General features: G+C 62.9%; 19 protein-coding genes. 11 read left to right on the plus strand and 8 right to left on the minus strand.

Annotation, left to right across the window (positions count from 1 at the left end; genetic code table 11):
* Positions 1–28: 28 nt before the first annotated feature.
* The 5 genes from AC5WNI_RS12300 to AC5WNI_RS12320 all read left to right on the plus strand — a co-directional run bounded on the left by AC5WNI_RS12300 (position 29) and on the right by AC5WNI_RS12320 (position 6,512).
* Entirely contained in the window at positions 29–1,636 is a 1,608-nt protein-coding gene (locus AC5WNI_RS12300; protein ID WP_225347061.1) for a carboxyl transferase domain-containing protein, read from the plus strand.
* An 83-nt stretch (positions 1,637–1,719) separates the two neighbouring features.
* On the plus strand, positions 1,720–2,559 hold the full coding sequence (locus tag AC5WNI_RS12305; protein ID WP_487885777.1) for an enoyl-CoA hydratase-related protein: 840 nt from the start codon (positions 1,720–1,722) through the stop codon (positions 2,557–2,559).
* Positions 2,560–2,713: 154 nt separating this feature from the next.
* A complete protein-coding gene (locus AC5WNI_RS12310; RefSeq protein ID WP_495928519.1) occupies positions 2,714–4,981 on the plus strand; it encodes an acetyl/propionyl/methylcrotonyl-CoA carboxylase subunit alpha in 2,268 nt (755 codons plus the stop codon).
* Between the two features lie 6 nt (positions 4,982–4,987).
* Positions 4,988–5,914, plus strand: coding sequence for a hydroxymethylglutaryl-CoA lyase (locus AC5WNI_RS12315; RefSeq protein WP_487885779.1), 927 nt, complete (start codon positions 4,988–4,990; stop codon positions 5,912–5,914).
* 262 nt (positions 5,915–6,176) lie between these two features.
* Positions 6,177–6,512, plus strand: coding sequence for a zinc ribbon domain-containing protein YjdM (locus AC5WNI_RS12320; RefSeq protein ID WP_487885780.1), 336 nt, complete (start codon positions 6,177–6,179; stop codon positions 6,510–6,512).
* 212 nt (positions 6,513–6,724) lie between these two features.
* Here the strand turns inward: AC5WNI_RS12320 and AC5WNI_RS12325 are convergent, their stop codons facing one another.
* Positions 6,725–7,093 carry a hypothetical protein gene (locus AC5WNI_RS12325; protein ID WP_175088584.1) on the minus strand — a complete coding sequence of 123 codons (369 nt, stop codon included), beginning with the start codon at positions 7,091–7,093 and terminating at the stop codon, positions 6,725–6,727.
* A gap of 467 nt (positions 7,094–7,560) precedes the next feature.
* Between AC5WNI_RS12325 and AC5WNI_RS12330 the strand changes: the two genes are divergently transcribed.
* Positions 7,561–8,415, plus strand: a complete 855-nt coding sequence (locus tag AC5WNI_RS12330) for an SDR family oxidoreductase (RefSeq protein WP_175088583.1) — start codon at positions 7,561–7,563, stop codon at positions 8,413–8,415.
* Between the two features lie 159 nt (positions 8,416–8,574).
* Here AC5WNI_RS12330 and trxC read toward each other — a convergent pair whose 3' ends face one another.
* The 3 genes from trxC to AC5WNI_RS12345 all read right to left on the minus strand — a co-directional run bounded on the left by trxC (position 8,575) and on the right by AC5WNI_RS12345 (position 12,052).
* Positions 8,575–9,012, minus strand: a complete 438-nt coding sequence (gene trxC / locus AC5WNI_RS12335; RefSeq protein WP_487885781.1) for a thioredoxin TrxC — start codon at positions 9,010–9,012, stop codon at positions 8,575–8,577.
* Positions 9,013–9,261: 249 nt separating this feature from the next.
* Positions 9,262–10,329, minus strand: a complete 1,068-nt coding sequence (locus AC5WNI_RS12340; protein ID WP_282627777.1) for a YeiH family protein — start codon at positions 10,327–10,329, stop codon at positions 9,262–9,264.
* 79 nt (positions 10,330–10,408) lie between these two features.
* Positions 10,409–12,052, minus strand: a complete 1,644-nt coding sequence (locus AC5WNI_RS12345; RefSeq protein ID WP_487885782.1) for a GMC family oxidoreductase — start codon at positions 12,050–12,052, stop codon at positions 10,409–10,411.
* A gap of 635 nt (positions 12,053–12,687) precedes the next feature.
* On the opposite strand from AC5WNI_RS12345, the gene AC5WNI_RS12350 reads away from it, so the two are divergent.
* The 4 genes from AC5WNI_RS12350 to AC5WNI_RS12365 all read left to right on the plus strand — a co-directional run bounded on the left by AC5WNI_RS12350 (position 12,688) and on the right by AC5WNI_RS12365 (position 16,714).
* Positions 12,688–13,914: a TRAP transporter substrate-binding protein gene (locus tag AC5WNI_RS12350; RefSeq protein WP_176677586.1), complete on the plus strand. Its 1,227-nt coding sequence runs from the start codon at positions 12,688–12,690 to the stop codon at positions 13,912–13,914.
* Entirely contained in the window at positions 13,914–14,495 is a 582-nt protein-coding gene (locus tag AC5WNI_RS12355) for a TRAP transporter small permease (protein WP_175088580.1), read from the plus strand. Before AC5WNI_RS12350 ends, AC5WNI_RS12355 begins: the two co-directional genes overlap by 1 nt.
* 10 nt (positions 14,496–14,505) lie before the next feature.
* On the plus strand, positions 14,506–15,783 hold the full coding sequence (locus AC5WNI_RS12360) for a TRAP transporter large permease (protein WP_166018783.1): 1,278 nt from the start codon (positions 14,506–14,508) through the stop codon (positions 15,781–15,783).
* Positions 15,784–15,955: 172 nt separating this feature from the next.
* Positions 15,956–16,714: an IclR family transcriptional regulator gene (locus tag AC5WNI_RS12365; RefSeq protein WP_175088578.1), complete on the plus strand. Its 759-nt coding sequence runs from the start codon at positions 15,956–15,958 to the stop codon at positions 16,712–16,714.
* Between the two features lie 206 nt (positions 16,715–16,920).
* Here the strand turns inward: AC5WNI_RS12365 and AC5WNI_RS12370 are convergent, their stop codons facing one another.
* From AC5WNI_RS12370 to AC5WNI_RS12385, 4 genes are all read right to left on the minus strand, one after another.
* The gene (locus AC5WNI_RS12370; protein ID WP_175088577.1) at positions 16,921–17,397 is read right to left on the minus strand and encodes a universal stress protein; all 477 of its coding nucleotides are present in this window, start codon (positions 17,395–17,397) and stop codon (positions 16,921–16,923) included.
* A 45-nt stretch (positions 17,398–17,442) separates the two neighbouring features.
* Positions 17,443–18,786, minus strand: a complete 1,344-nt coding sequence (locus AC5WNI_RS12375; RefSeq protein ID WP_217485790.1) for a TRAP transporter large permease — start codon at positions 18,784–18,786, stop codon at positions 17,443–17,445.
* Complete coding sequence (locus AC5WNI_RS12380; RefSeq protein WP_495928520.1) at positions 18,783–19,361, minus strand: TRAP transporter small permease; 579 nt, start codon at positions 19,359–19,361, stop codon at positions 18,783–18,785. Before AC5WNI_RS12380 ends, AC5WNI_RS12375 begins: the two co-directional genes overlap by 4 nt.
* Before the next feature lie 153 nt (positions 19,362–19,514).
* Entirely contained in the window at positions 19,515–20,591 is a 1,077-nt protein-coding gene (locus AC5WNI_RS12385; RefSeq protein ID WP_254626987.1) for a TRAP transporter substrate-binding protein, read from the minus strand.
* Between the two features lie 486 nt (positions 20,592–21,077).
* On the opposite strand from AC5WNI_RS12385, the gene pdxR reads away from it, so the two are divergent.
* Positions 21,078–22,643, plus strand: a complete 1,566-nt coding sequence (pdxR, locus tag AC5WNI_RS12390) for a MocR-like pyridoxine biosynthesis transcription factor PdxR (RefSeq protein ID WP_175088576.1) — start codon at positions 21,078–21,080, stop codon at positions 22,641–22,643.
* Positions 22,644–22,809: the final 166 nt, after the last annotated feature.

A 22,809-nucleotide genomic window follows, 5' to 3' on the forward strand; every position in this document is an offset into this window, starting at 1 on the left:
GTATCCCTTCGCCGCTGGAGCTTGCTCGATGGCCATACTGACCTCCCTGATCAATCCGCGCAGTGACCAGTTCCGCGCCAATGAAGCGGCGATGCAGGCCGAGGTCGATCGCCTGCACCAGCTGCTGGAGACCGTCGCGGCCGGTGGCGGTGACAAGGCGCGTGAACGTCACGAGTCGCGCGGCAAGCTGTTCGTGCGCGAACGCATCGACCACCTGATCGATGAAGGCTCGCCCTTCCTCGAACTCTCTGCGCTGGCGGCCCACGACGTCTACGACAGCCCCGTCCCCGGCGCGGGCCTGGTCACCGGCATCGGCCGCGTCAGCGGCGTGGAGTGCGTCATCGTCGCCAACGACGCCACCGTCAAGGGCGGCACCTACTTCCCGATGACGGCCAAGAAGCATCTGCGCGCCCAGGAAATCGCCCGCAAGCATCGCCTGCCCTGCCTCTATCTGGTCGATTCCGGCGGCGCGCATCTGCCCCACCAGGACGAGGTCTTCCCGGACCGCGACCACTTCGGCCGCATCTTCTACAACCAGGCCACGCTGTCTGCCGAGGGTATCCCTCAGATCGCCGTGGTGATGGGCTCATGCACCGCAGGCGGCGCCTATGTGCCGGCGATGGCGGACGAATCCATCATCGTGCGCGAGCAAGGCACCATCTTCCTGGCGGGGCCGCCGCTGGTGAAGGCCGCCACCGGTGAGGACATCAGCGCCGAGGCGCTGGGCGGTGCCGAGGTGCACTGCAAGATCAGCGGCGTGGCCGACCATCTGGCCGACAACGACGCCCATGCCCTGCAGCTGGCTCGCCGCGCCGTGTCGCGCCTCAACTGGCAACGCAAGGGCCAGCTCGCGCTGCGTGAATCGCGTCCGCCACGCCTGGACCCGCAGGAGCTCTACGGCATCGTCGGCACCGACCTCAAGAAACCCTACGACGTGCGCGAAGTGATCGGCCGCCTGGTGGATGACTCGGACTTCGACGAATTCAAGCGCGAGTACGGCGAGACGCTGGTCACCGGCTTCGCGCATCTGCATGGCCATCCGGTCGGCATCCTCGCCAACAATGGCGTGCTGTTCTCGGAAAGCGCCCTCAAGGGCGCGCACTTCATCGAGCTGTGCACCCAGCGCCGGATTCCACTGATCTTTCTGCAGAACATCACCGGCTTCATGGTCGGCTCGCGCTACGAGCACGAAGGCATCGCGAAGCACGGCGCCAAGCTGGTGGCGGCGGTGGCCTGCGCCAAGGTACCCAAGTTCACGGTGCTGATCGGTGGCAGTTTCGGCGCGGGCAACTACGGCATGTGCGGGCGCGCCTATGACCCCAACCTGCTGTTCATGTGGCCCAACTCGCGCATCTCGGTGATGGGCGGCGAGCAGGCCGCCAACGTGCTGGCACAGGTCAAGCGCGACCAGCATGCCCGCGAAGGGCGCGAGTGGCCCGCCGAGGAAGAAGAGGCCTTCAAGGCGCCGGTGCGCGAGCAGTACGAGCGTCAGGGCCATCCGACCTATGCCAGTGCGCGCCTGTGGGATGACGGCGTCATCGACCCGCTGCAGACCCGCGACATCCTCGGTCTGTCACTGGCCGCGGCCATGAATGCCGAGATCGAGGACAGTCGCTTCGGTGTGCTACGCATGTAACCCGTCAAGCGCCACAACAATCCTTGTGGCCTGCACTGAATAGCGATAGTCATCTTCAAGCTAACCAAATGGAAGAAAGCACGATGACAGAGCCGCGCCAATCGAGTCGACTCGAGATAGATCAACACGGCGTCGCCCGCCTCACTCTGCTGCGCCCCGAGGTGCACAACGCCTTCGATGACCTGCTGATTGCAGAGCTGAATCAGCACCTGGAGAGCCTGCACGCCAGGGCGAGCCGCGACGAGGTGCGTGTGGTGGTGGTGGCCTCCGAGGGCAAGAGCTTCTCGGCCGGCGCCGACCTCAAGTGGATGCAGCGCATGGTCGAGTATTCGCTGGAGGATAACCTCGCCGACTCACGCGAGCTTGCGCGACTGATGCAGCTGCTCGATGAGCTGCCCTGCCCCAGCGTGTGTCGTGTCCAGGGCGCCACCTTCGGCGGTGCCGTCGGCCTGGCGGCCTGCTGCGACATCGTGATTGCCGCCGAGCGGGCGCGCTTCTGTCTCTCCGAAGTGCGCATCGGCCTGGCACCGGCTGCCATCAGTCCCTATGTGCAGCGCGCCATCGGCTCACGCCAGATGCGCCGTTATGCCCTCAGCGCCGAGGTGATCGACAGTGCCACCGCGCAGCGTATCGGCCTGGTCCACGAGACCTGCCCCGATGAGCTGCTGGAGGCACGCGTCACGGAAATGGTGCAGACCCTGCTGGCCACCTCGCCTGCCGCCAGTCGCGCCACCAAGGCGCTGCTCAGCGAGGTGGCTCAGGCACCTGACAGTGCCGCGACCCGTGAACGCTGCTGCGAGGTGATCAGCCAGCTGCGCGTCAGCGAACAGGGCCAGGCCGGTCTGGCCGCCTTCTTCGCCGGCACGCCGGCGCCCTGGGTGCCGACCGAGACCCAGACACCCCAGACGTCGAAATCCTCATGAGCACCAGAGGCCTGAAGCCGCTGACGGCGTGTCGATTCTCTCGGCGCTGGTCATCACTCTCGGCCATCCACCTCGGCCATGCCTGCCGGATTTTTTCATAAGAGCTTTTCTCTTCCTGAATTCCCCTTGCCACCTTCGCCACAGGACGCTTGCCATGAACGCCAACCGCGAGACAGACCAGACCCTCCCCGCCGGTTGCGGCGAGATCCGCAAGCTGCTGGTCGCCAACCGGGGTGAGATCGCCGTACGCGTGATGCGCACCGCTCGCGCGATGGGCATCCAGACAGTGGCGGTCTACTCCGATGCCGACGCCGATGCCCTGCATGTGCGCGAGGCCGACGAGGCAGTGCGTCTCGGGCCCGCCAGCGCCCGCGAAAGCTATCTGGACATCGACAAGGTGATCGCTGCCGCGCGTAAAAGCGGCGCCGATGCCGTGCACCCCGGCTATGGCTTCCTGTCCGAGAACGCCGCCTTCGTCAGCGCGCTGGCCGAAGCCGGCATCATCTTCGTCGGCCCGCCCCAGAGCGCGATCGCCGACATGGGCGACAAGTCAGCCGCCAAGATGCGCATGCAGGCGGCCAATGTGCCGCTGGTGCCCGGCTACCACGGTGAGGACCAGCAGGATGAGCTGCTGCAGGCCGAAGCGGACCGCATGGGCTATCCGGTACTGATCAAGGCCTGCGCCGGCGGTGGCGGCAAGGGCATGCGCGTGGTCGAGAGTGCGCAGGAATTCGCGGCGGCGCTGGCCAGCTGTCGTCGTGAATCCCGCGCCGCCTTCGGCGATGAGCGCATGCTGATCGAGAAATACCTGACCCAGCCGCGCCATGTCGAAGTCCAGGTGTTCTGCGACAGCTACGGCAGCGGTGTCTATCTGTTCGAGCGCGATTGCAGTGTCCAGCGTCGCCACCAGAAGGTGCTGGAAGAGGCCCCCGCGCCGGGCCTGACGCCCTCGCTGCGCCGTGAGATGGGCGAGGCCGCCGTGCGGGCAGCGCGCGAGATCGGCTATGTCGGCGCCGGCACCATCGAGTTTCTGCTCGATGCCCCGCAACCGGGCAGCGAAAGCCACGGTGCCTTCTACTTCATGGAAATGAACACGCGCCTGCAGGTCGAGCACCCGGTGACCGAGATGATCACCGGCGAAGACCTCGTCGAATGGCAACTGCGCATCGCGCGGGGTGAACGCCTGCCGCGTCAGCAGGATGAGCTGACGTTGACCGGTCACAGCTTCGAGGCGCGGCTCTACGCCGAAGACCCGGACAACGACTTCCTGCCCGCCACCGGTGTGCTGGAACGCTTCCGGCTGGATCTGGCAGGGGGCGGACTGACCGCCCGGCAGGTACGTCTGGACAGCGGCGTCGCCGAGGGCGATGAAGTCTCGATGCATTACGACCCGATGCTGGCCAAGCTGATCAGCTACGGACCGACTCGCGAACAGGCGCTCGAGATACTGCTGCGCGCGCTGGCAGCGCTGGAGGTGCGTGGCGTCACCACCAACCGCGCCTTCCTGTCCCGCCTGGCGGGGCATCCTGACTTCCGCGCCGCCGAGCTGGATACCCGCTTCATCGAGCGCCATCACGACAGCCTGTTCCCCGGCGCGACGCTGGACCACGCAAGCCTGGCGGCCAGCGCCTTGCTGGCGCTCTCACGCCTGGATGAGCAAGCCAATCACGCATCACATTCGATCCGCACATCACATTCACGCCAGCCCTGCGCCAGCCCGTGGGAGCGCCGTGATGGCTGGCGCAATGGCCTGCCACACCAGGTGCGCCTGGCGCTGTGTCTACCCGCTGACGCCGATGCCGATGAGCGCAGCGACAAGGTGGCGCATATCCTCGCACGCCGCCCCGTAACGCATGCCTCCATGGCGAACACGCACACCTCAAATACGTCATCGGTGAGCGATTCGCGCGGCGACTGGCAACTGGAAGTGACCACTCACTACGGAGATGAAAGACTGACCACACGCCATCTCGGTCGGCTCACTCGCCTTGAAGGCAATGCCATCGCCGTGACGCTGGATGGCCATCGCCGTCGCTTCCAGGCAAGCCACGCGCCGACCCGCGGCGGTGAAGTGCTGATGTTGTCGTCTGCGCAGCAAAGCCAGTCCGGCAGCGCTCCACAGGGGGAATCACGCCTGCTGTGGCGGCGCGCCGACGCCGTGGACCACGCGCGCCACGAGACCCAGGCGACCCTGAATGCGCCGATGAATGGCACCGTGGTCGCGCAGCTGGTCGCACCGGGCAGCCATGTCCCGCAGGGCACGCCTTTGATGGTGATGGAGGCGATGAAGATGGAGCACACCCTCAATGCCCCCGCTGATGGCGAGGTTGCCCAGTTCCACTTCTCGGCCGGTGACAGCGTGGTCCAGGGCGATGTGCTGCTCGAGTTCACGGCCGAACAAGCCGCGACGGACAAGGAGTAAGTCAGCATGCACTTTCCCCGCAAGGTACGCATCGTCGAAGTCGGCGCGCGCGACGGGCTGCAGAACGAGTCCGTGCCCGTCTCGACTGCCACCAAGCTTGAGTTGATCCGGCGTCTGAGCGACAGCGGCCTTGCGCATGTCGAGGCCGCCAGCTTCGTCTCGCCCAGGTGGGTGCCGCAGATGGCTGATCACCGCGAGATCATGCTGGCGCTGCGCGACGGCCACGCCAAGTCAACAACTGCCAAGTCAGCGACCACTTACTCCGTTCTCACGCCCAACATGAAGGGGCTTGAGGCGGCGCTTGAGTGTGGTGTGCGCGAGGTGGCCGTGTTCGGCTCGGCCAGCGAGTCCTTCTCGCAGCGCAACATCAACTGCTCGATCGCCGAGTCGCTAGAGCGCTTTGCGCCGGTGATGGAACACGCCCTCAAGGCCGGTGTGCGTGTGCGCGGCTATGTGTCCTGCGTGCTCGGCTGCCCCTATGAAGGCGAAATAGCCCCCGCCGAGGTGGCCGCCGTCGCTCGCGAGCTCAAGGCCATGGGCTGCTACGAGGTCTCGCTTGGCGACACCATCGGCGTCGGCACGCCGCTCAAGGCCAAGCACATGCTGGAGCAGGTCAATCGCGAGGTGCCGATCACGCAGCTCGCCGCGCACTTCCATGACACCTACGGCCAGGCGCTCGCCAATCTCTACGCCGTGCTGGAGGAAGGCATCGCGGTGATCGACAGTTCGGTGGCGGGCCTGGGCGGCTGCCCCTACGCCAAGGGCGCCTCAGGCAATGTCGCCAGTGAAGATGTGCTCTATCTGCTTGAGGGCATGGGCATCGAGACGGGGGTGGACCTGGCAGCACTGGCCCGCACCGGCGACTGGATCAGTCGCACGCTTGGGCGGCCGAATGGCTCACGCGTCGGCCAGGCGCTGATGGCCAGTGACTGATGGCCAGTGACTGATGGCCAGTGACTGATGGCCAGTGGCTGAGGGCGAATGGATTGAGGCGCTGCCAAGCGAGGCCGCAATGGCGCGCACCGATTGCGACCAAGAGCCGCACTGGATGGTCGCTGTCATGGAATCGGTGTAGGCTTGCCGCCGTTCGCGCACCGCTTGAGCCCGATGCGCGCCTTCCAACACCATGTCTCTGCCTGAATCTTCGCCCGCCTTCTGATCGGGTGAAGCACGAGACAGCTTCCAGGACACCGTGATGAGCGCCCTCCCGAACTGCCCGGCCTGCAATTCCGAATACACCTACGACGACGGCATGCAGTACGTCTGCCCTGAATGTGCCCATGAGTGGTCCAAGGAAGCCACCGTCGAGGAAGCCGGCCCGGTATTCCGCGATGCCAACGGCAACGAGCTGGTCGATGGCGATACCGTCACCGTCATCAAGGACCTGAAGATCAAGGGCACTTCCTCCGTCGTCAAGGTCGGCACCAAGGTCAAGAACATCCGCCTGGTGGATGGCGATCACGATATCGACTGCAAGATCGATGGCGTCGGCCCGATGAAGCTCAAGTCGATCTTCGTCAAGAAAGCCTGATCGGACTGCTTGCCTGACACGACGATGCCCCGCCTGCGCCATGTGCGCGACGGGGCATCGTCGTTTGCAGACTGCCGTTTGCAGACTGCCGTTTTCGGACTATCGTTTCCAGTCCGTCATTTCCGGCTTGCCGAGGCACCTTGTTCAGCCCGGGCTGGCCCGCTCCAGTCCGCTTCAGTCCGCTCTAGCCCACCACCCCAGCAAGTGCTCACTCACTCCTCAGGCGACGACTTGTCGAGCGGCGTGACCTTGGACAGGCGTATGCGGCGCTGGCCGCCGACCTCGAATTCAAAGCGGCCACTCACCTGGACCTCGCGCCCGATATAGGCGCCGATGCGCTCCGGTGGCAGCAGTTCCAGGCGCTGCTGTCCTTCGCCTTCCAGCCAGTAGCGGTTGGGCACGTCTTCGCTGCGCACCCTGCCCTGCACGGCTACCTGCTCGCCCTGCCAGGCCTCGGAGTGTTCCAGCAGCGTCGCCACGCTGGTAGGGCGTGGGCCATTGACGCCATCGCACCCCGCCCCGGCCATCAGCATCACCGCCACGGCCACCATCGCCAGCCAGTGTTGCATCCCCTTGTTCATCTTCATTCCTCGCGCGACTGATACTTCATCGGGGGCTACCCGCTCGCTCATTCACTCGCTTGCGGTTTGAGGGGACTCGGGCACGGCCCGGCAGTCGAGTTCCTCGCCCCTCACGTCGAATGGCGATCTCTCGTGGTCACCCAGACGCACCTGACGCCTGACGTGGACTCATGCACAGTCTGACAGCTGCCACGCGAGGCGATAACTCCCTGACCAATAGAATCAGCCATCAGGATCAGTCTTCAACGCAGGCCGTGAGGCGCCGCGCCACCCGTCAGTCCCATCACGACTCTGAGGCCTGTCATGCTGAGGCATGGTCGCCGCGTGCGGTGTCTGCGGGCACCGCCCTTGTCTCGCGCGCCAGCCGCACCTATATCATTGCCCGCAGGGACACACCGCGCCATCGACGAGACGTGAATGGAGCGCTTCGTCACATCGCCCTGCCGGCACCTCATCAGGAGAATGACATGAAGACAGCCAAGGTGGCCTATATCACCGGCGGTGCTCAAGGCATCGGCCGCGGCATCAGCGACTACCTGCTCGCCCACGGCTGGCGCGTGGCCGTGGCGGATATCGATGCCGAGGCAGGCCAGCAATATCGGGAGATGAAGAAACGACAGGCGAGCGGGCTCGCAGAAGAGCCCGCAGCGCCGTCGGAGGATCTTGCAGAACGCACGGGAGCGCCGTCTGGTGAGCAGCCCACAGAGGACATCGGCGAGCGCCTGCGCGTCTTCACGCTGGATGTACGTGACGAGAAATCCGTGGCCGCCAGCCTCGCGGCTACCTGCGAGGCCTTCGGGCGGCTGGACGCGGTGATCAACAATGCCGCGATCGCCGACCCCTTCCAGGGCAAGCTTGAGGAGCTGTCACTCGAGCGCTGGCATCAGGTACTCGATACCAGTTTGACCAGCAGCTTCCTGACCGCCAAGCATGCGGCGCGTCATCTGCGCGAGACTGGCGGCAGCATCGTCAATCTGGCCTCCAGCCGCGCCCTGCAGTCCGAACCGCACAGCGAAGCCTACGCCGCCAGCAAGGGCGGTATCGTCGCCCTCACCCATGCCATGGCGATGAGCCTGGGGCCGGAGATTCGCGTCAATGCCATCAGCCCGGGCTGGATAGACGTCAGCGCCCTGCAGAAAAGCGGCGAAGCCGAGTCGCTGAGTGACCAAGACCATGCCCAGCACCCCGTCGGGCGCGTCGGCCATGTCGATGACATCGCCGCGTTGGTGGCCTTTTTGATCTCGGAAAAGGCTGGCTTCATCACCGGCCAGAATCATGTCGTCGATGGCGGCATGACACGCAAGATGGTCTATTCCGACTGAGACCAAAAGGCCGACTGATACGACAACGCCGACTGATATGACAACGCCGACTGATATGACAACGCCTGACGCAAAGTCGCGTCAGGCGTTGTCAGTTCACAGACGGCAATCGGGTTTCCCTGAACGCTCAACTGCGGACTTCTCTCGCGCGGGCCGGGGTCACACTGCGTGCGGGGCCAGCCACTGCTTGAGCTGACCGGCCTGCATCACGCCGGATTCGCGCGCCAGCTCCTTGCCCTGCTTCATCACCAGCAGCGTTGGAATGCTGCGGATGCCGAAACGACCGGCCAGCGCCTGCTGGGCTTCGGTGTCGATCTTGGCAAAGCGCACACGTGTACCCACCTGCGCCGCGACTTCATTGAAGATCGGCCCCATCATCTTGCACGGGCCACACCAGCTGGCCCAGAAGTCGATGACCACCGGCATTTCACTGCGCACCACCAGGGCCTCGAAGTTGTCGCTGGTCAGTTCCAGCGGCTCCTTGGGCAGTACGGCGGCGCTGCACTTGCCGCAGCTGGGGTTGTCATCCAGACGCGCGGTGGCCACACGATTGAGAGCGAGACATTGCGGACAGGCCAGCACGAGGGATTCAGACATGATCGGACTCCAGAGAAATGGGGATGCGGCGCGCCACGTGAGGGTCAACCGTCAGACGCGTACCGGTAAGCGCAGATCATACGACTCGTGAGCCAGGAAGCAATTGAGCGATCTTATCGCCGTGATTGGCTGACTGCATGAGCCCGCCTGACCTGAATGTCCGCCGGAACCTGAACCTGTCTGCCCTCAACCGAAAAGCCCCGCCAGTCACGGCGGGGCTCTTCGCGCTTGAGCACACCCGGGAGTCGGTCAGATGCTGGCCAGCCCGAACTTGATGCACAGTGTCACCAGCACCAGCAGGAAAAGCGTTTCCACCACCATCAGGATCACCGGCTTCCAACCGACCACCGCCAGCTTCTGGAACGACGTCTTGACGCCCAGCGCGGCAATCGCCGCCACCAGACACCAGCGCGACAGGTCGGTGAAGCCTTCCACGGCAACGCTCGGCACCCAGCCGAGGCTGTTGATCAGCACCAGTGCCACGAAGGCGATCAGGAAGGTGGGGAACATCGGCACCTTGCCGCCTTCATCGCCATTGGCCTGGCGCGCACTGCGGAACAGCAGCATGAAGACCATCACCGCCGGCACCAGCATCGCCACCCGCAGCAGCTTGACGAAGGTCGAGACATCCCCGGTGTGCTCGGAGATGATGTAGCCCGCCCCCACCACCTGCGCCACATCGTGGATGGTACCACCGAGGAAGATGCCGGCCTCGGCATCATCCAGCCCCAGCAGTCTGACGATCAGCGGATAGGTGATCATCGCCACGGTCGAGAGTGTGGTCACCCCGACCACGGTCATGATGGTGTGCCGCTCACTGGTGGCGTTGCGCGGCATCACCGCCGACAGTGCCAGTGCCGCCGAGGCGCCACAGATCGCTACCGAGCCACCGGTCAGCAGCCCCATGTCGCGGTCCAGCCCCATCACGCGGGCCAGCAGCGCGCCGAACAGGATGGTCGCCACCACCCCGAGCACCACCGTGATCACCGGGCCGAGGCCGAGACTCGCGACCTGCTCCAGCGTGATGCGCACCCCCAGCAGGGCTACGCCGAGGCGCAGTACCGTCTTGGAGGCGAACTCGATGCCCGCCTTGCACGGGCCCTCCTCGGAAAGAAAGTGCAGTGACATGCCGAACAGCAGCGCATAGAGCAGCGTCGGGCCACCGTAGTGATCGGCGATGAAGGTGGTCGCCAGCGCGATGATGATGCAGATCAGAAGGCCCGGCATGATGGTGCGCACGCGCCCTTCCAGGGACCGCCACAGGCTGGTGGGCGGAGTGGGTGTGTCGTGCAGTGATGAACTGTTGTCAGTGGCCACGCGAATTCCTCAATCAAACCAGCAAGCGGTGACGGGCAAGCTGCCCCGCCGCGATGTGTCGTTCAGGCACATAGGCCTGCTAGCTGACCTGGGCCATGTTCACCTGGGCGGCCTTGATCATGTCGGCGGCCTTCTCGGCGATCATGATGGTCGGCGCATTGGTATTGCCGGACACGATCACCGGCATGATCGAGGCATCCACCACACGCAAGCCGTGCAGGCCATGGACACGCAGCTCGTCATCCACCACCGCCAGCGCATCGTGGCCCATCTTGCAGGTGCCCGCCGGGTGGTAGATGGTCTGGCTGAACTGACGCGCGGCCTCCAGCAGCTCCTCATCACTCTGATATTGCACGCCCGGCACATACTCTTCGCTGATCACCGAGGACAGCGGCTCCGCCTGGGCGATGCGGCGCGCCACCTTGATGGCGTCGACCACCACGCGGCGGTCTTCCTCGGCGCTGAGGTAGTTGGACTGGATGGAGGGATAGACGCTGGCATCGGCGCTGGTGATGCGCACCTGGCCGCGGCTATGCGGGCGCAGCTGACACACCGAGGACGTGAAGGCCGAGAACGGGTGCACGCCGTCGGCGGGCTTGTCAGCGCTCAGCGGCTGCATGTGGAACTGGATATCCGGACGCGTCAGACCCTCGCGTGACTGGGTGAAGGCACACACCTGACTGGCCGCCAGCGTCAGCGGGCCGGTGCGCGTGAAGAGGTACTGGGTACCGACCGCCAGCTTCTTGAGCGGATGACGCACCTCGTCATTGAGGGTGCGGCATTGGGTCTTGAACACCAGTCGTACCTGCAGGTGGTCCTGGAGGTTTTCCCCGACGCCCGGCAAGGCGTGCAGACATTCCACCCCGACACTGGCCAGGTGCTCAGGGTCGCCGATACCGGAGCACTGCAGAATCTGCGGACTGCCGATGGCACCGCTGGACAGCAGCACCTCGCGCTCGGCGCGCGCCGTATGGATCGTGCCCTTCACCTCGTATTCCACTCCCACAGCGCACTTGCCTTCCAGCAACACACGGCGACAGTGCGCATGCTTGACCAGCGTCAAGTTGCTGCGCGTGAGTGCCGGGCGCAGAAAAGCTTTGGCCGTGCTGCAGCGCAGGCCCTTGTAGGTGGTCTGCTGAAAATAGCCGACTCCTTCCTGGCGCTCGCCGTTGACGTCCTTGTTGAGCGGAATTCCCACCTCGACCGCCGCCTTGATGAAGCGCTCGGCGATCTCGCGCTTGAGGCGCAGGTCAGAGACATGCAGCGGCCCATCGGCACCGTGCCACTGATTGGCACCACGCGACTGACATTCCGACTTGCGGAAATACGGCAGCACTGAGTGGAAGTCCCAGCCCTTGTTGCCTGCCGCCGCCCAGTCATCGTAGTCCTCATGCTGCCCGCGGATATACAACAGGCCGTTGAGTGAGCTGGACCCGCCCAGCACCTTGCCGCGCGGCCACTGAAGGCGACGGCCGTTGATGCCCTTGTCAGGGTCGGTGAGATAGCACCAGTCGGTGGCCGGGTTGTGCATCGTCTTGAAATAGCCCACCGGCACATGGATCCACGGGTTCCAGTCCGAGCCACCGGCTTCCAGCAACAGCACCTTGATGGAAGGGTCTTCGGTTAGACGATTGGCTAGCACGCAACCGGCTGAACCCGCTCCGATCACGATGTAGTCATAGGCGGCTGATGCGTCGGCATTGGCGTAACGTGTTGTTTTCATTATTTTATATACCATATCGAGACATATTGTCTCATAATAATGGCATCAAAATTGGAATTCGTCAAATACGAAACGTATTGTCTCAATATCTTTGCCAAAGCTGAAAAAGTGCCCTACATTGAGATTTGAAACGCCGGTAACGGTACTTTTCGTCTCGTTATACGACCAACTATGTAAGACGAACTAGCGAGAACGACACAGACCGCCATCAATGGCAGTCACCAGAGAGGCCAGAAGCAGGGCTCATGGGCTCTGCAGACGTGCTTGAGGAGAGCCAGAAAAGGGCTTGAGGAGACTTTGAAGAGAAATTGAAGAGACTTTGGATTGGCTTTGAAGAAATAGCGGTTTGTCTGACAAGCGCTCCAGCACTCTCTGAAGAGACACGCTCTGAACAGGCACTGCGAAAACGCCTGACAAATAAAGACGGGCATATAAGGACAGAAAATAAGAATGGATAAACAAGCACTTGGCTAAAGAAGTGAGCAACGAACGGCTTGCCAGACAAGCAGCGGAAGCAAGCCCCGCACCGCAAGATCCATAACAACGCCAGCACAGGGCCAGTGATACGACATCACTTCCCGGCCGCCAGGCCTGCATCCCACCACAAAAGCAAACACAATACCGGGAGCACTACCATGCCATCGCCACTCAGCAAGCTGTCACGCCGTGACTTCCTCGACATCTCGGGTCGCTTCGGCCTGACCTCGACCCTGCTGGCCGCCACCGGCCTCGGCGCAGGTCTCACCGCGTCCACGCTGGCGCGCGCCGCCGACCAGGAGCAGCAGCGACGCTACAAGACAGCGCCCAAGTTCCAGCTGCGCTTCGGTGCCTCGGGCTTCAACGAGCGCAATCTCGACATCCAGAAATCCGGTCAGCTGTTCTTCGCGCGCGATCTCGAGGAGCGCACCAACGGCGCGATTCGCGTCGAGTTCATGGGCAGCAACGAGGTCTGCAACCAGCTGGACTGCGTCGGCAAGACCCAGCAGGGCATCGTCGACATCTACTCGGCCTCCACCCAGAACTCCTCGGGCAGCGCGCCATATCTGAACGTGCTCGATTTCGCCTATCTGTTCCCCACCGTCGCCTCGATGTTCCACTTCTTCTATCACAAGAAGAGTGAGCAGCTGCTGCGTGAACCTCTGCGCCAACGCCACAACCTCCAGTTCCTGTTCACCCACTGTGACCTGCGCGGCATCATGCTCGGCCTCAAGTGGCAGGACAAACCGCTGGTCACCAGCATCGATGACCTCAAGGGCACCAAGAACCGTGTCACCGGCACCCAGATGGGCCGTATCGCGATGGAGCAGCTGGGCCTCAACCCGGTGCCGGTCGCCTGGGAAGAAACCCTCGATGGCCTGCGCCAGGGTCTGCTGGATGGCGCCGAGACCTGGATGAGCGCCGTAGCCTACGCCGGTATGGCACCGGTGGTATCCCAGGCCGTCGACCTGCGCTTCTTCGCCGGCACCGAGCACACCGGCATGAGCCTGCCCAAGTTCGACAGCCTCGGCTCCGAACTGCAGGACCAGGTGATGGAGTCCGCCTACTGCGCGCAGATCTTCACCCAGGGCATGAACGAGGCTGGCCGCTTCGAGATCGTCGGTGCCACCGAGCACCCTGCCGCCGGCACCGTCTTCGCCGAGAACAATGTACGCGTGGCACCGCTGTCTGACGCCGAACGCTCACGCGCCGAACAGATGTGCTCGCCGGAATTCAATCCCGAGCCGTGGGAACAGTGGCGCGAACGCCTCAACAAGTGGTCCGGCGGTCTCGACATCTATCAGGAAATCCACACCATCGCGCGCGAGATTCCGCGTGATGTCGCCGCCGTCAACGTCAAGCCGCAGCGCTGGTGGAGGGGGTAATGGGCGATACCACCATCTTCAGCCAATCGACGAAGCAACCTGCCATCAAGAAGGCCGCGCCCTGGGCGCGTCCCTTCCTGTGGCTGGACGCCCATCTGGAACAGGTCGTGATCCTGATCGCCTATTCCGGCATGGCCGGCATCATCTTCGTCGAAGTCATCCGCCGCTTCTTCTTCGGCCTGCAGGCGCCCTGGAGTACCAGCATTCCGGTGCTGCTGTTCCTGTGGCTGACCTGGTTCGGCGCCTCGCTCAACGTCAAGAAGCGTACTCACCTGAGTCTCAACGAGATCCGCATGAAGCTGCCGCGCGGTGGCCAGTTTGCCTGCCTGATCCTCGATGCCGTGCTGTGGATCGGCTTCGGCATGATGGTGATCTACTTCACCACCACCCAGGTCACGCTGGCCTACGACAACTACGCCATCGTGCCGGGCACCGACAATGTCATGCAGTGGTGGTTCTACCTCGCCACGCCGCTGGCATGGGTAATGATCATCTATCGCGTACTGCAGAACCTCTACTCCGACTGGGCGCGCTATCGCCGCGGCGATTCCTTCAACCTGCAACCGTCCATCATGGACTGAGGAGGTCAGCATGACAGACGGTATCTGGATCTCCCTGATCACGGCGGGCGTGACCGCCTTCTTCCTGCTCGGCGTGCCCATCTTCCTCGTCATCGGCCTGTGGGTAGTCGGCACCAGTCTGGTGATCGACTTCACGCTGGCCAACGTCGGTGTCACCCTCTTCCAGGGGCTGAGCTTCTTCGGCCTGCTCGCGTTGCCGCTGTTCATCCTCACGGGGGACCTGATCAACGCGGCGGGCATCGCCAAGCGACTCTCCGACTTCGCCTACTCGACGCTGAGCTGGATGCGCGGCGGGATGGGCATGTCGACCCTCGGCGCCTGCGGGTTGTTCGCGGCGATTTCCGGCTCCAACGCCGGTACCACCGCCACCATCGGTTCGATCATGCAGCCCGAGATGGTCAAGAACGGTTACGACGAGCGCTTCGCCGCTGCCACGGCGGCTTCCGGCGGCACCGTGGGCATCATCATTCCGCCCAGCATCATCTTCATCGTCTACGGCTTCATGATGAACCTGTCGATCAGTGACCTGTTCATTGCCGGCATGGTGCCGGGCGCCCTGATGGTGGTCGCGATGATGGTGGCCTGCTATCTGGTGGCACGCAGGAATGGCTGGGGCCAGCTGCAGCCCTTCAAGGCCGGGGTCAGTGCCAGGCTGGCGCGCAAGGCCTACCTGGGCTTCGCGACCATCGGCGTGGTGGTCTACGGCATTTACTCGGGCAAGTTCTCGCCGACCGAAGCCGCCGCCATCACCGTAGGCTTCACCATGATCGCGGGGCTGTTGATCACCCGCGAGATCAGCCTCAAGAAGCTGCCGACCATCATGCTGCGCTCTGGTCAGATCGCCGGCATGCTGGCACCGCTGATCGCCATCTCGGTGGTCATGCAGCAGCTGCTGTCGGTGCTGGGTGCCGGTCAGGCACTGAGCGAGATGCTCAGCGGCATCGACAACTACTACCTGACGCTGGGCACCTGCATGCTGATCATCCTGCTGGCGGGCATGATCCTGGAGAGTCTGCCGGTGACGATCATCCTGGCGCCGATTCTCGCGCCCATCGCCCAGCAGGCCGGGGTCGACCCGATCCACTTCTCGGTCATCTTCCTGGTCGGTGCCGCCATCGGCTTCGTCACGCCACCCTTCGGGCTCAACCTGTACGTGGCCAGCAGCATCACCGGCATCTCCTACGTCAGACTGGTGAAATACGTGATTCCCTATTTCATCGCGTTGATCGCCTGCTGGCTGGCCATCTGCCTGGTGCCTTCCCTTTCCCTGTTCCTGGTAAACCTGTAACACTAGCCTCATCGACAGCCCCGCGAGGGGCTGTCTTCGTCTCATCACGCAAGCCATCAGCGGATGTCGGCCTGCGTGATGAATCGATGCACTGACGCCTTGCCACCCTGCCCCCTGTCGGCCGCGCTGATCGCCCACGACATGCCCCCGACAGTCAGGATGAGGACACTAGATGAGCAAAGACATCACGACGAATTCGACCCTCTTTCGGGCCCTGAGCCTGCTGGAAGACATCGTCACCACCCAGCATGCCGTCAGCGCCGCCGATCTCGAGAAACGCTTCGATATTCCCAAGCCGACCATCCACCGCCTGCTCAAGCAGCTGGAAGAACAGCAGCTGATCAGTCGTGATCTGGATGGCCGTCACCTGCTGCCCGGCCCGCGCTTTCGGCGCATGTCGCTGGGGGCACTGGCCAATGAAGGCCTCAAGGTGCCGCGCCGCGTCCTGCTGGAACGGCTGGCCAGGGAAGTCGGTGAGACCTGCAACCTGACGCTGCTCGATGGCCACGAGGTGATGTACTACGACCGCGTGGAAACCAACTGGCCGGTGCGCATCCAGCTGGCGCCCGGCTCACGCCTGCCGCTGCACTGCACCGCGAGTGGCAAGCTGTTTCTGGCACTGATGCCGCTGCATCGTCGCCGTGCCCTGCTGGCCCATCTGGCGCTGGAGGCGCACACGCCCTGCACCCTGACCTCGCGGGCCACGCTGGAAGAAGCGCTCGATATCGTGGCGCGCAATCAGCTGAGCACCGACGATGAGGAGTTCATCCAGGGCATGGTCGCCATCGCGGTGCCAGTCTTCGATGAGGTTGGCCAGATCCAGGCGACATTGGCGATCCACGCACCGCGCCTGCGCCATTCCATCGACTCCCTGCTGGAGTGGGCACCGCTGATGCGCCAGATCGCCACTGAGCTGGAAGGCACGCTGTGAGGCGTGCACCTTGGGCGCACATGACCCATGAGACGGTCCAGCCAAGTCCCGGGTGACACCTGAGCCACGCTGAAGATGGGCCATGACCCAGAAAGCTCGCCCCCGCAGACAGTCACTGTCTGCGGGGGCGAGCTTTTGCCTGCGAGCTTGTTTCATCTGCAACCTTGCTGCGTCCGTCTAGCCTTGAGGCGTTTCTTTCCTGCGACTCAAGGCGTCGGTACCACCACCACCGGAATGCTGGCGCGCTTGATCACTCCCTTGGTGACCTTGCCCGCATAGGAGGCCACGAAGCCGCGCTTGTTGGTGGCCATGATGATCATGTCGCAGTCATGGCGTGTGGCGTAGCGGATGATCTCCGAGGCCGGATAGCCCTCCACCACATTCAGCCCGGCGATCACCGGGCGCGGATCGCCATCGTCATGGGTGCTCCAGAAGTCCTCCAGCATCTTTTCCAGGCTCTCCCTGGCCTGATCGAGCCGCTGCTGCATCAGACCCTCCAGCGTCGGCTTGTGTCGGATATTGACCTTGAGGGTATTCATCACATCATCCGACAAGGCCTTCACCGCATGCAGCACATGCAGCTCGGCACCCGTCGCCCCCGCCAACCACACCGAGCGCGCCAGTACCCGCTCACAGTCTCCGCGCAGACCTACACAACACAGAATTCGTTTGACTGCCGGCATCGTCCTTCTCCTCGTTCATTGCAGGGCTAGCGTACGGATGGCACTTCAGTACCCCATCACCCTGGGTAGCCACAGCGAGATTTCAGGCACATAGGCGATCAGGAAGATGGCCGCCACCGAGCCCGCCGCGAACGGCAATGCCTTCAGGGAAATCTCCTCGATCGAGGCGCCGCCTATCCCCGAGGCCACGAAGAGGTTCTCCCCCAATGGCGGCGTCTGGAATCCGATGGCCAGCGCGCAGACCACCACGATACCGACGTGCACCGGGTCCATTCCCAGCATGTACATGATCGGCAGCAGCACCGGGGTGAGAATCATGATCGCGGCCAGCGTCTCCATGAACATGCCGACGAACAGCAGGAAGAAGATGATCATCGCCCAGATGAGGTAGAGGTTGTCGGTCATCGCCAGCATGCCCTCGGCGATATGGGCCGGCACGCGTTGCTCGACCAGCAGCCGCCCGAAGACCGTCGCCGTGAAGAGGATCAGCAGCACGCGACCGGTGATCCAGGTGGTGGTTTCCAGGGTGCGCAGCGTCGGCTTCCACTTGAGCTCCTTGTGCAGGAAGATGCCGACGATCAGGGTATAGACGATGGCAACGATGGCGGACTCGGTCGGCGTGAACAGACCGCTGTAGATCCCGCCAAGGATGATGAAGGGTGCCAGCATCGACCAGATACCCTTCCTCAAGGTGGCGCGAATATGTGTCCATGACCAGCTGTTGGTCAGCCCGCGATAGCCGCGTTTCTTCGAGATCACGTAGTTGATCAACAGCAGGAACCCGGCGATCACCACGCCTGGCATGACCCCGGCGATGAACAGTTTCGGGATGGACAGTGTCTGGAAATCCCCGTGCATGGCCACCGCTTCAGGTGGCGGTTGCAGGCCCATGCCGGAAATCCCGAAGATCACCATCGGAATCGATGGCGGAATCACCACCCCCAACCCACCGGAAGAGGCCGTGATCGCCGAGGCATAGCCACGGTCGTAGCCGCGCTTGGCCATCGCCGGAATCATCAGCATGCCAACCGCTGCCGTGGTGGCAGGCCCTGAGCCGGAAATCGCGCCGAAGAACATGCAGGCAAATACCGTGGCGGCGGCCAGCCCGCCCGTCACCGGCCCGGCGAAGGCCTCGGCGATATCGACAAGACGCCGCGAGATGCCGGCGGCCTCCATCAACGCCCCGGCCAGTATGAAGGCCGGCAAGGCCATCAGCGGGAAGGAGCCCACTGAGGTAAAGGCGATCTGCACGAACGCCATCGGGTTTTCATCGATGCTCAGATAGGTTGCAAGCGCCGCGACACCCAGCGAGACGGTGATCGGTGCGCCCAGCACCAGCAGCAGGAAGAAGACGCCAAACAGGATGTAGATGATGGTGGAATCGATCATGACTTGCCGCCCTCCTGTCTTTCACTGGCCTGTCTTTCACTGGCCTGTCCATCACCACCCTGCTTCAATTCCTCCATTGCCTGGGAATCCGGGTCCACGATGTCTTCCTTGCGCACGAACTTGAGATAATTGGTCTGGATGATGCGCACCGTCATGGCAGTAAAGGCCAGCGGCAGAATCAGATAGAAGTACTTCATCGGCACACCCAATGTCTGTGACTTCCAGAACAGATTCATCTTGTTGAACACGAAGTCGTAGCTGTAATAGATGAACACCGCATTGAAGGCGATCCAGATGATATCGGTCAGCACGCCGCAGACGGTTTCCACCCATCGCGGCAGGAATCGAAACTGGAAGGTCACACGGTTATGCGCCGACATGCGTGTGGCGTAGACGGCGCCTAGATAGGCAAACCACACGAAGGCATAGGTCGCCAACTCGTCTCCCCAGGGGATCGAGTAGCTGAAAAGGTTACGCAGCATGATCTGCGTGAAGAGAATGATGACGAACACCACCAGCAGAAACTGGCAGAGATAGTTCTCGAGATTATCCAGAAACTTCAACAATACCCGCATGGAAATACATCCCCCGACATCGCCAGCGATGACCACTCGACGCCACGCATCCCCTGCCAGGGGACATATCGATGACATGCTTCTGTCATGCGACTTGCAGGTGCAGGCAGGGGAATACGGGCGGGCCTGGAGCCTCAGCAGTTCAGCGAATCATCAGGGCGCGGTGGACGGATCGCGTCCGAGGGTCTCGAGCACTTCGACCAGCTTGTCGCGGCCGCCGATGCTGTCGTAGAAATCCGGCCAGATGCTGGAGGCCTTGGCGATCCATTCCTTCTCATCATTGGCGGGCTGGGTGATGGTCATGCCGTGCTCTTCCACCAGTGATTTCTTGATGGAATCCTCGGTGGCCAGCAGGTAGTCGTAGCTATGGGCCGTCGCCTCTTCACCAGCGGCCAGCACCAGCTTCTGCTGCTCTTCGCTGAGACTCTGGAAGGTGCCTTCGCCCATGATCAAGGGTTCCATCGAGAACACGTAACAGCTGTCGGTCACGTATTTCTGCACTTCATAGAACTTCATCGCATCGATGGTGATGTAGGGGTTGTCCTGACCATCGACGACTCCCTGTTGCAGGGCGGTGAAGGTCTCGGACCACGCCAGCGGGTTGGGATTGACGCCCCAGGACTGATACGAGGAGATCATGATCTCGTTCTTGGGCACGCGGATGACCATGCCTTGCAGGTCTTCCGGGGAGGCGACCTCCTGCTTGGAGTTGGTCAGACGGCGGCAGCCGGAATAGGCCCAGCCCAGAATGCGGATACCGGAATCACGTAGCGTATTGTCGCGCAGCTCATCGCCGATCTTGCCGTGGGTCAGCGCCTTGGCATCCTCGGGGCCGTGAATCACATACGGCAGGGTCAGCACGCCGACGGTCGGTGAGAAGGGCGTCAGGTTGTTGATCGCCACCACGGACAGGTCGACGAGGCCCATGCTGGCATTGTTGACGGTGTCCTGCTCACTGCCCAGCTGGCCGTTGGGGAACAGATCCACCTTGATGTCGCCGCCGGATTTCTCTTCCACCAGACTTGCGAAGGTCTTGCCCAGTTCATACTGGGTGCCGCCGGCGGCATCGCCGAGGGCCATCTTCCAGGTCGCGGCATTTGCGCCGGTGGCCATGGCCAGACTCGCGGCAGTCACCGCGATGGCCAGCGTGGACTTGAAGCCGCCGGTGCGAGACACGCCAGTGCGACCGTGGGAGCGGAGGTTTGAAAGGGTCTGTGTCGAGTCGATCATCTTGTCTGTCCCGTCGTTATTGTTGTTGCGGGCTCCTGACGGCTGCGCGTGATAGCGAGCGGGGTACTGCACTTCATATCGTCAATGACCTGGCGTCTGCACCGTTGTCTTGCAGCGCGTCATGTCATCCACGATTGCCATCACCTGCTCATCTACAGCCCCAGGAAAGGGAGTGTGAAATCGCGTCGTGCTAGAACTGTGCTTTCGTTGTACCTGCCGGATCACTTTCCCCCCGTGCGCCATTCCTCGATAGAACCAGTCCGTCGGCATCGATGGGGCCAGTCCCGGCTGACTATTGCTCTCCCGACGGGGGTCTGCCTCAATGATGTCAGGCTGGGCCCGGCGGTCGGGTCGCCCGCGCCGACCTGTGCCTCTCCTCCAGGCGCTTTATGCCAACAAGAAAGCTATGAAAAATGCATATAAAACGAGAACTTGTGATATGAAGTCCTCGTGACGACACTCTCGCGACAACAATAGAGAACATGCATGAGTCATCCGCTGTTTCACCTCGATTCCTCACGCAAGGAAAGTCTGCAATTCCAGATTCGTGAGCAGATCTCCCAGGCGATTCTCGAGGGCCACCTACCGCCCGATGTGGCGCTGCCTTCCAGTCGCAAGCTGGCCCGTGAGCTGAATGTCGCGCGCAATACCGTGATGCTGGCCTATGAGCAGCTGCTGGAAGATGGCTTTCTGATCGCGCGCGAGCGTAGCGGTTATTTCATCAATCCCGAGATTCTCAAGGGCCGCGCCGACACGCCGGTGCGCCTCAATGACATCGATGCCGACAGTCTCGACTGGGATGAGCGGCTGACCTTCAAGCCGTCTGGGCAGCGCGCCATCGAGAAACCCGGTGACTGGCACCAGTACGACTATCCCTTCCTCTATGGTCAGCTGGACCCGGAATTCTTCCCCACCCAGCACTGGCGCGAATGCAGCCGTGATTCGATGAGCGTGCCGTCGATCCGCAGCTGGTCGGTGGACCACCTCAACAACGACGACCCGCTGCTGATCGAGCAGATCCATCAGCGGTTGCTGCCGCGCCGCGGAGTCTGGGCAAGCCCGGAGGAAATCCTGATCACGGTGGGCACCCAGCAGGCGCTGTGGATCAGCTGCATGCTGCTGCTCAAGCAGGGTCAGCGCTTCGCGATGGAGAACCCCGGCTACGTCGACATGTACAACATCGCCAGCACTTTCACGGACGATATCCAGCTGCTGCCCATCGACGACAAGGGCATGCAGCCGCTGGAATCGCTCAAGGACTGCCGCCTGGTATATGTCACGCCCAGCCACCAGTCGCCGACCACCGTCACCCTGCCGCTGGAGCGCCGCCGCCAGCTGCTGGACCTGGCCGAGACCGGCAACTTCCTGATCATCGAGGATGACTACGAGAGCGAAAGCAACTATGCCGACAACCCGACACCGGCGCTCAAGAGCCTCGATCGCCACAAGCGCGTCATCTATGTCGGCAGTCTGTCCAAGACCCTGGCCCCCGGCCTGAGACTGGGCTACATGGTGGCGCACCCGACCCTGATCCGAGAGGCCCGCGCCCTGCGCCGTCTGATGCTGCGCCATCCGCCGACCAACAATCAGCGTGCGGTAGGGCTGTTCATCGCGCGCGGCTATCACGACAGCCTGATCAATCAGATGCATCAGGTGATGCAGCGGCGCTTCCTGCTGATGCGTGACGCCATCCAGCGCCATCTGCCGATGATGAGCACGCCCGCGATCTACGGCGGCTCGTGCTTCTGGATGCAAGGCCCGAAAGCTCTGGATGCCCACCGCCTGGCCGTCCTCGCCCGTGATCGCAGCATCCTGATCGAGGTCGGTGACCTGCACTTCTTCCACGATCGCGACAACCATCGCCACTTCTTCCGGCTTGGCTTCTCGGCGATTCCGGAAGCGCGCATCGAGACCGGCATTCTCAAGCTGGCCGAGCTGGTACCACTGGCGATGCAGGAGACGATGGAAGACTCACCGCCCGAGGCAGAGACAGCCGCGTTGTCCGTCCTGCCCACGGCACATGGCAAGTCAGCCCATCAGCGCGCCAGCTAGCTCCTGGATACGCCCTGACGTACGCCCTGACGCCCCCCCCCTGACATAGGCCCTGACACTCCCGCCTGTAGCCGCCAGTGATGACAGACGGGTGCATCTCCGCTTGATTATCTTTTCGATAACAAAAATGCTCCCGTATTGATCGAATCATCGATCAGTACGGGAG

Source organism: Cobetia sp. PDI-12MA (assembly GCF_059507695.1).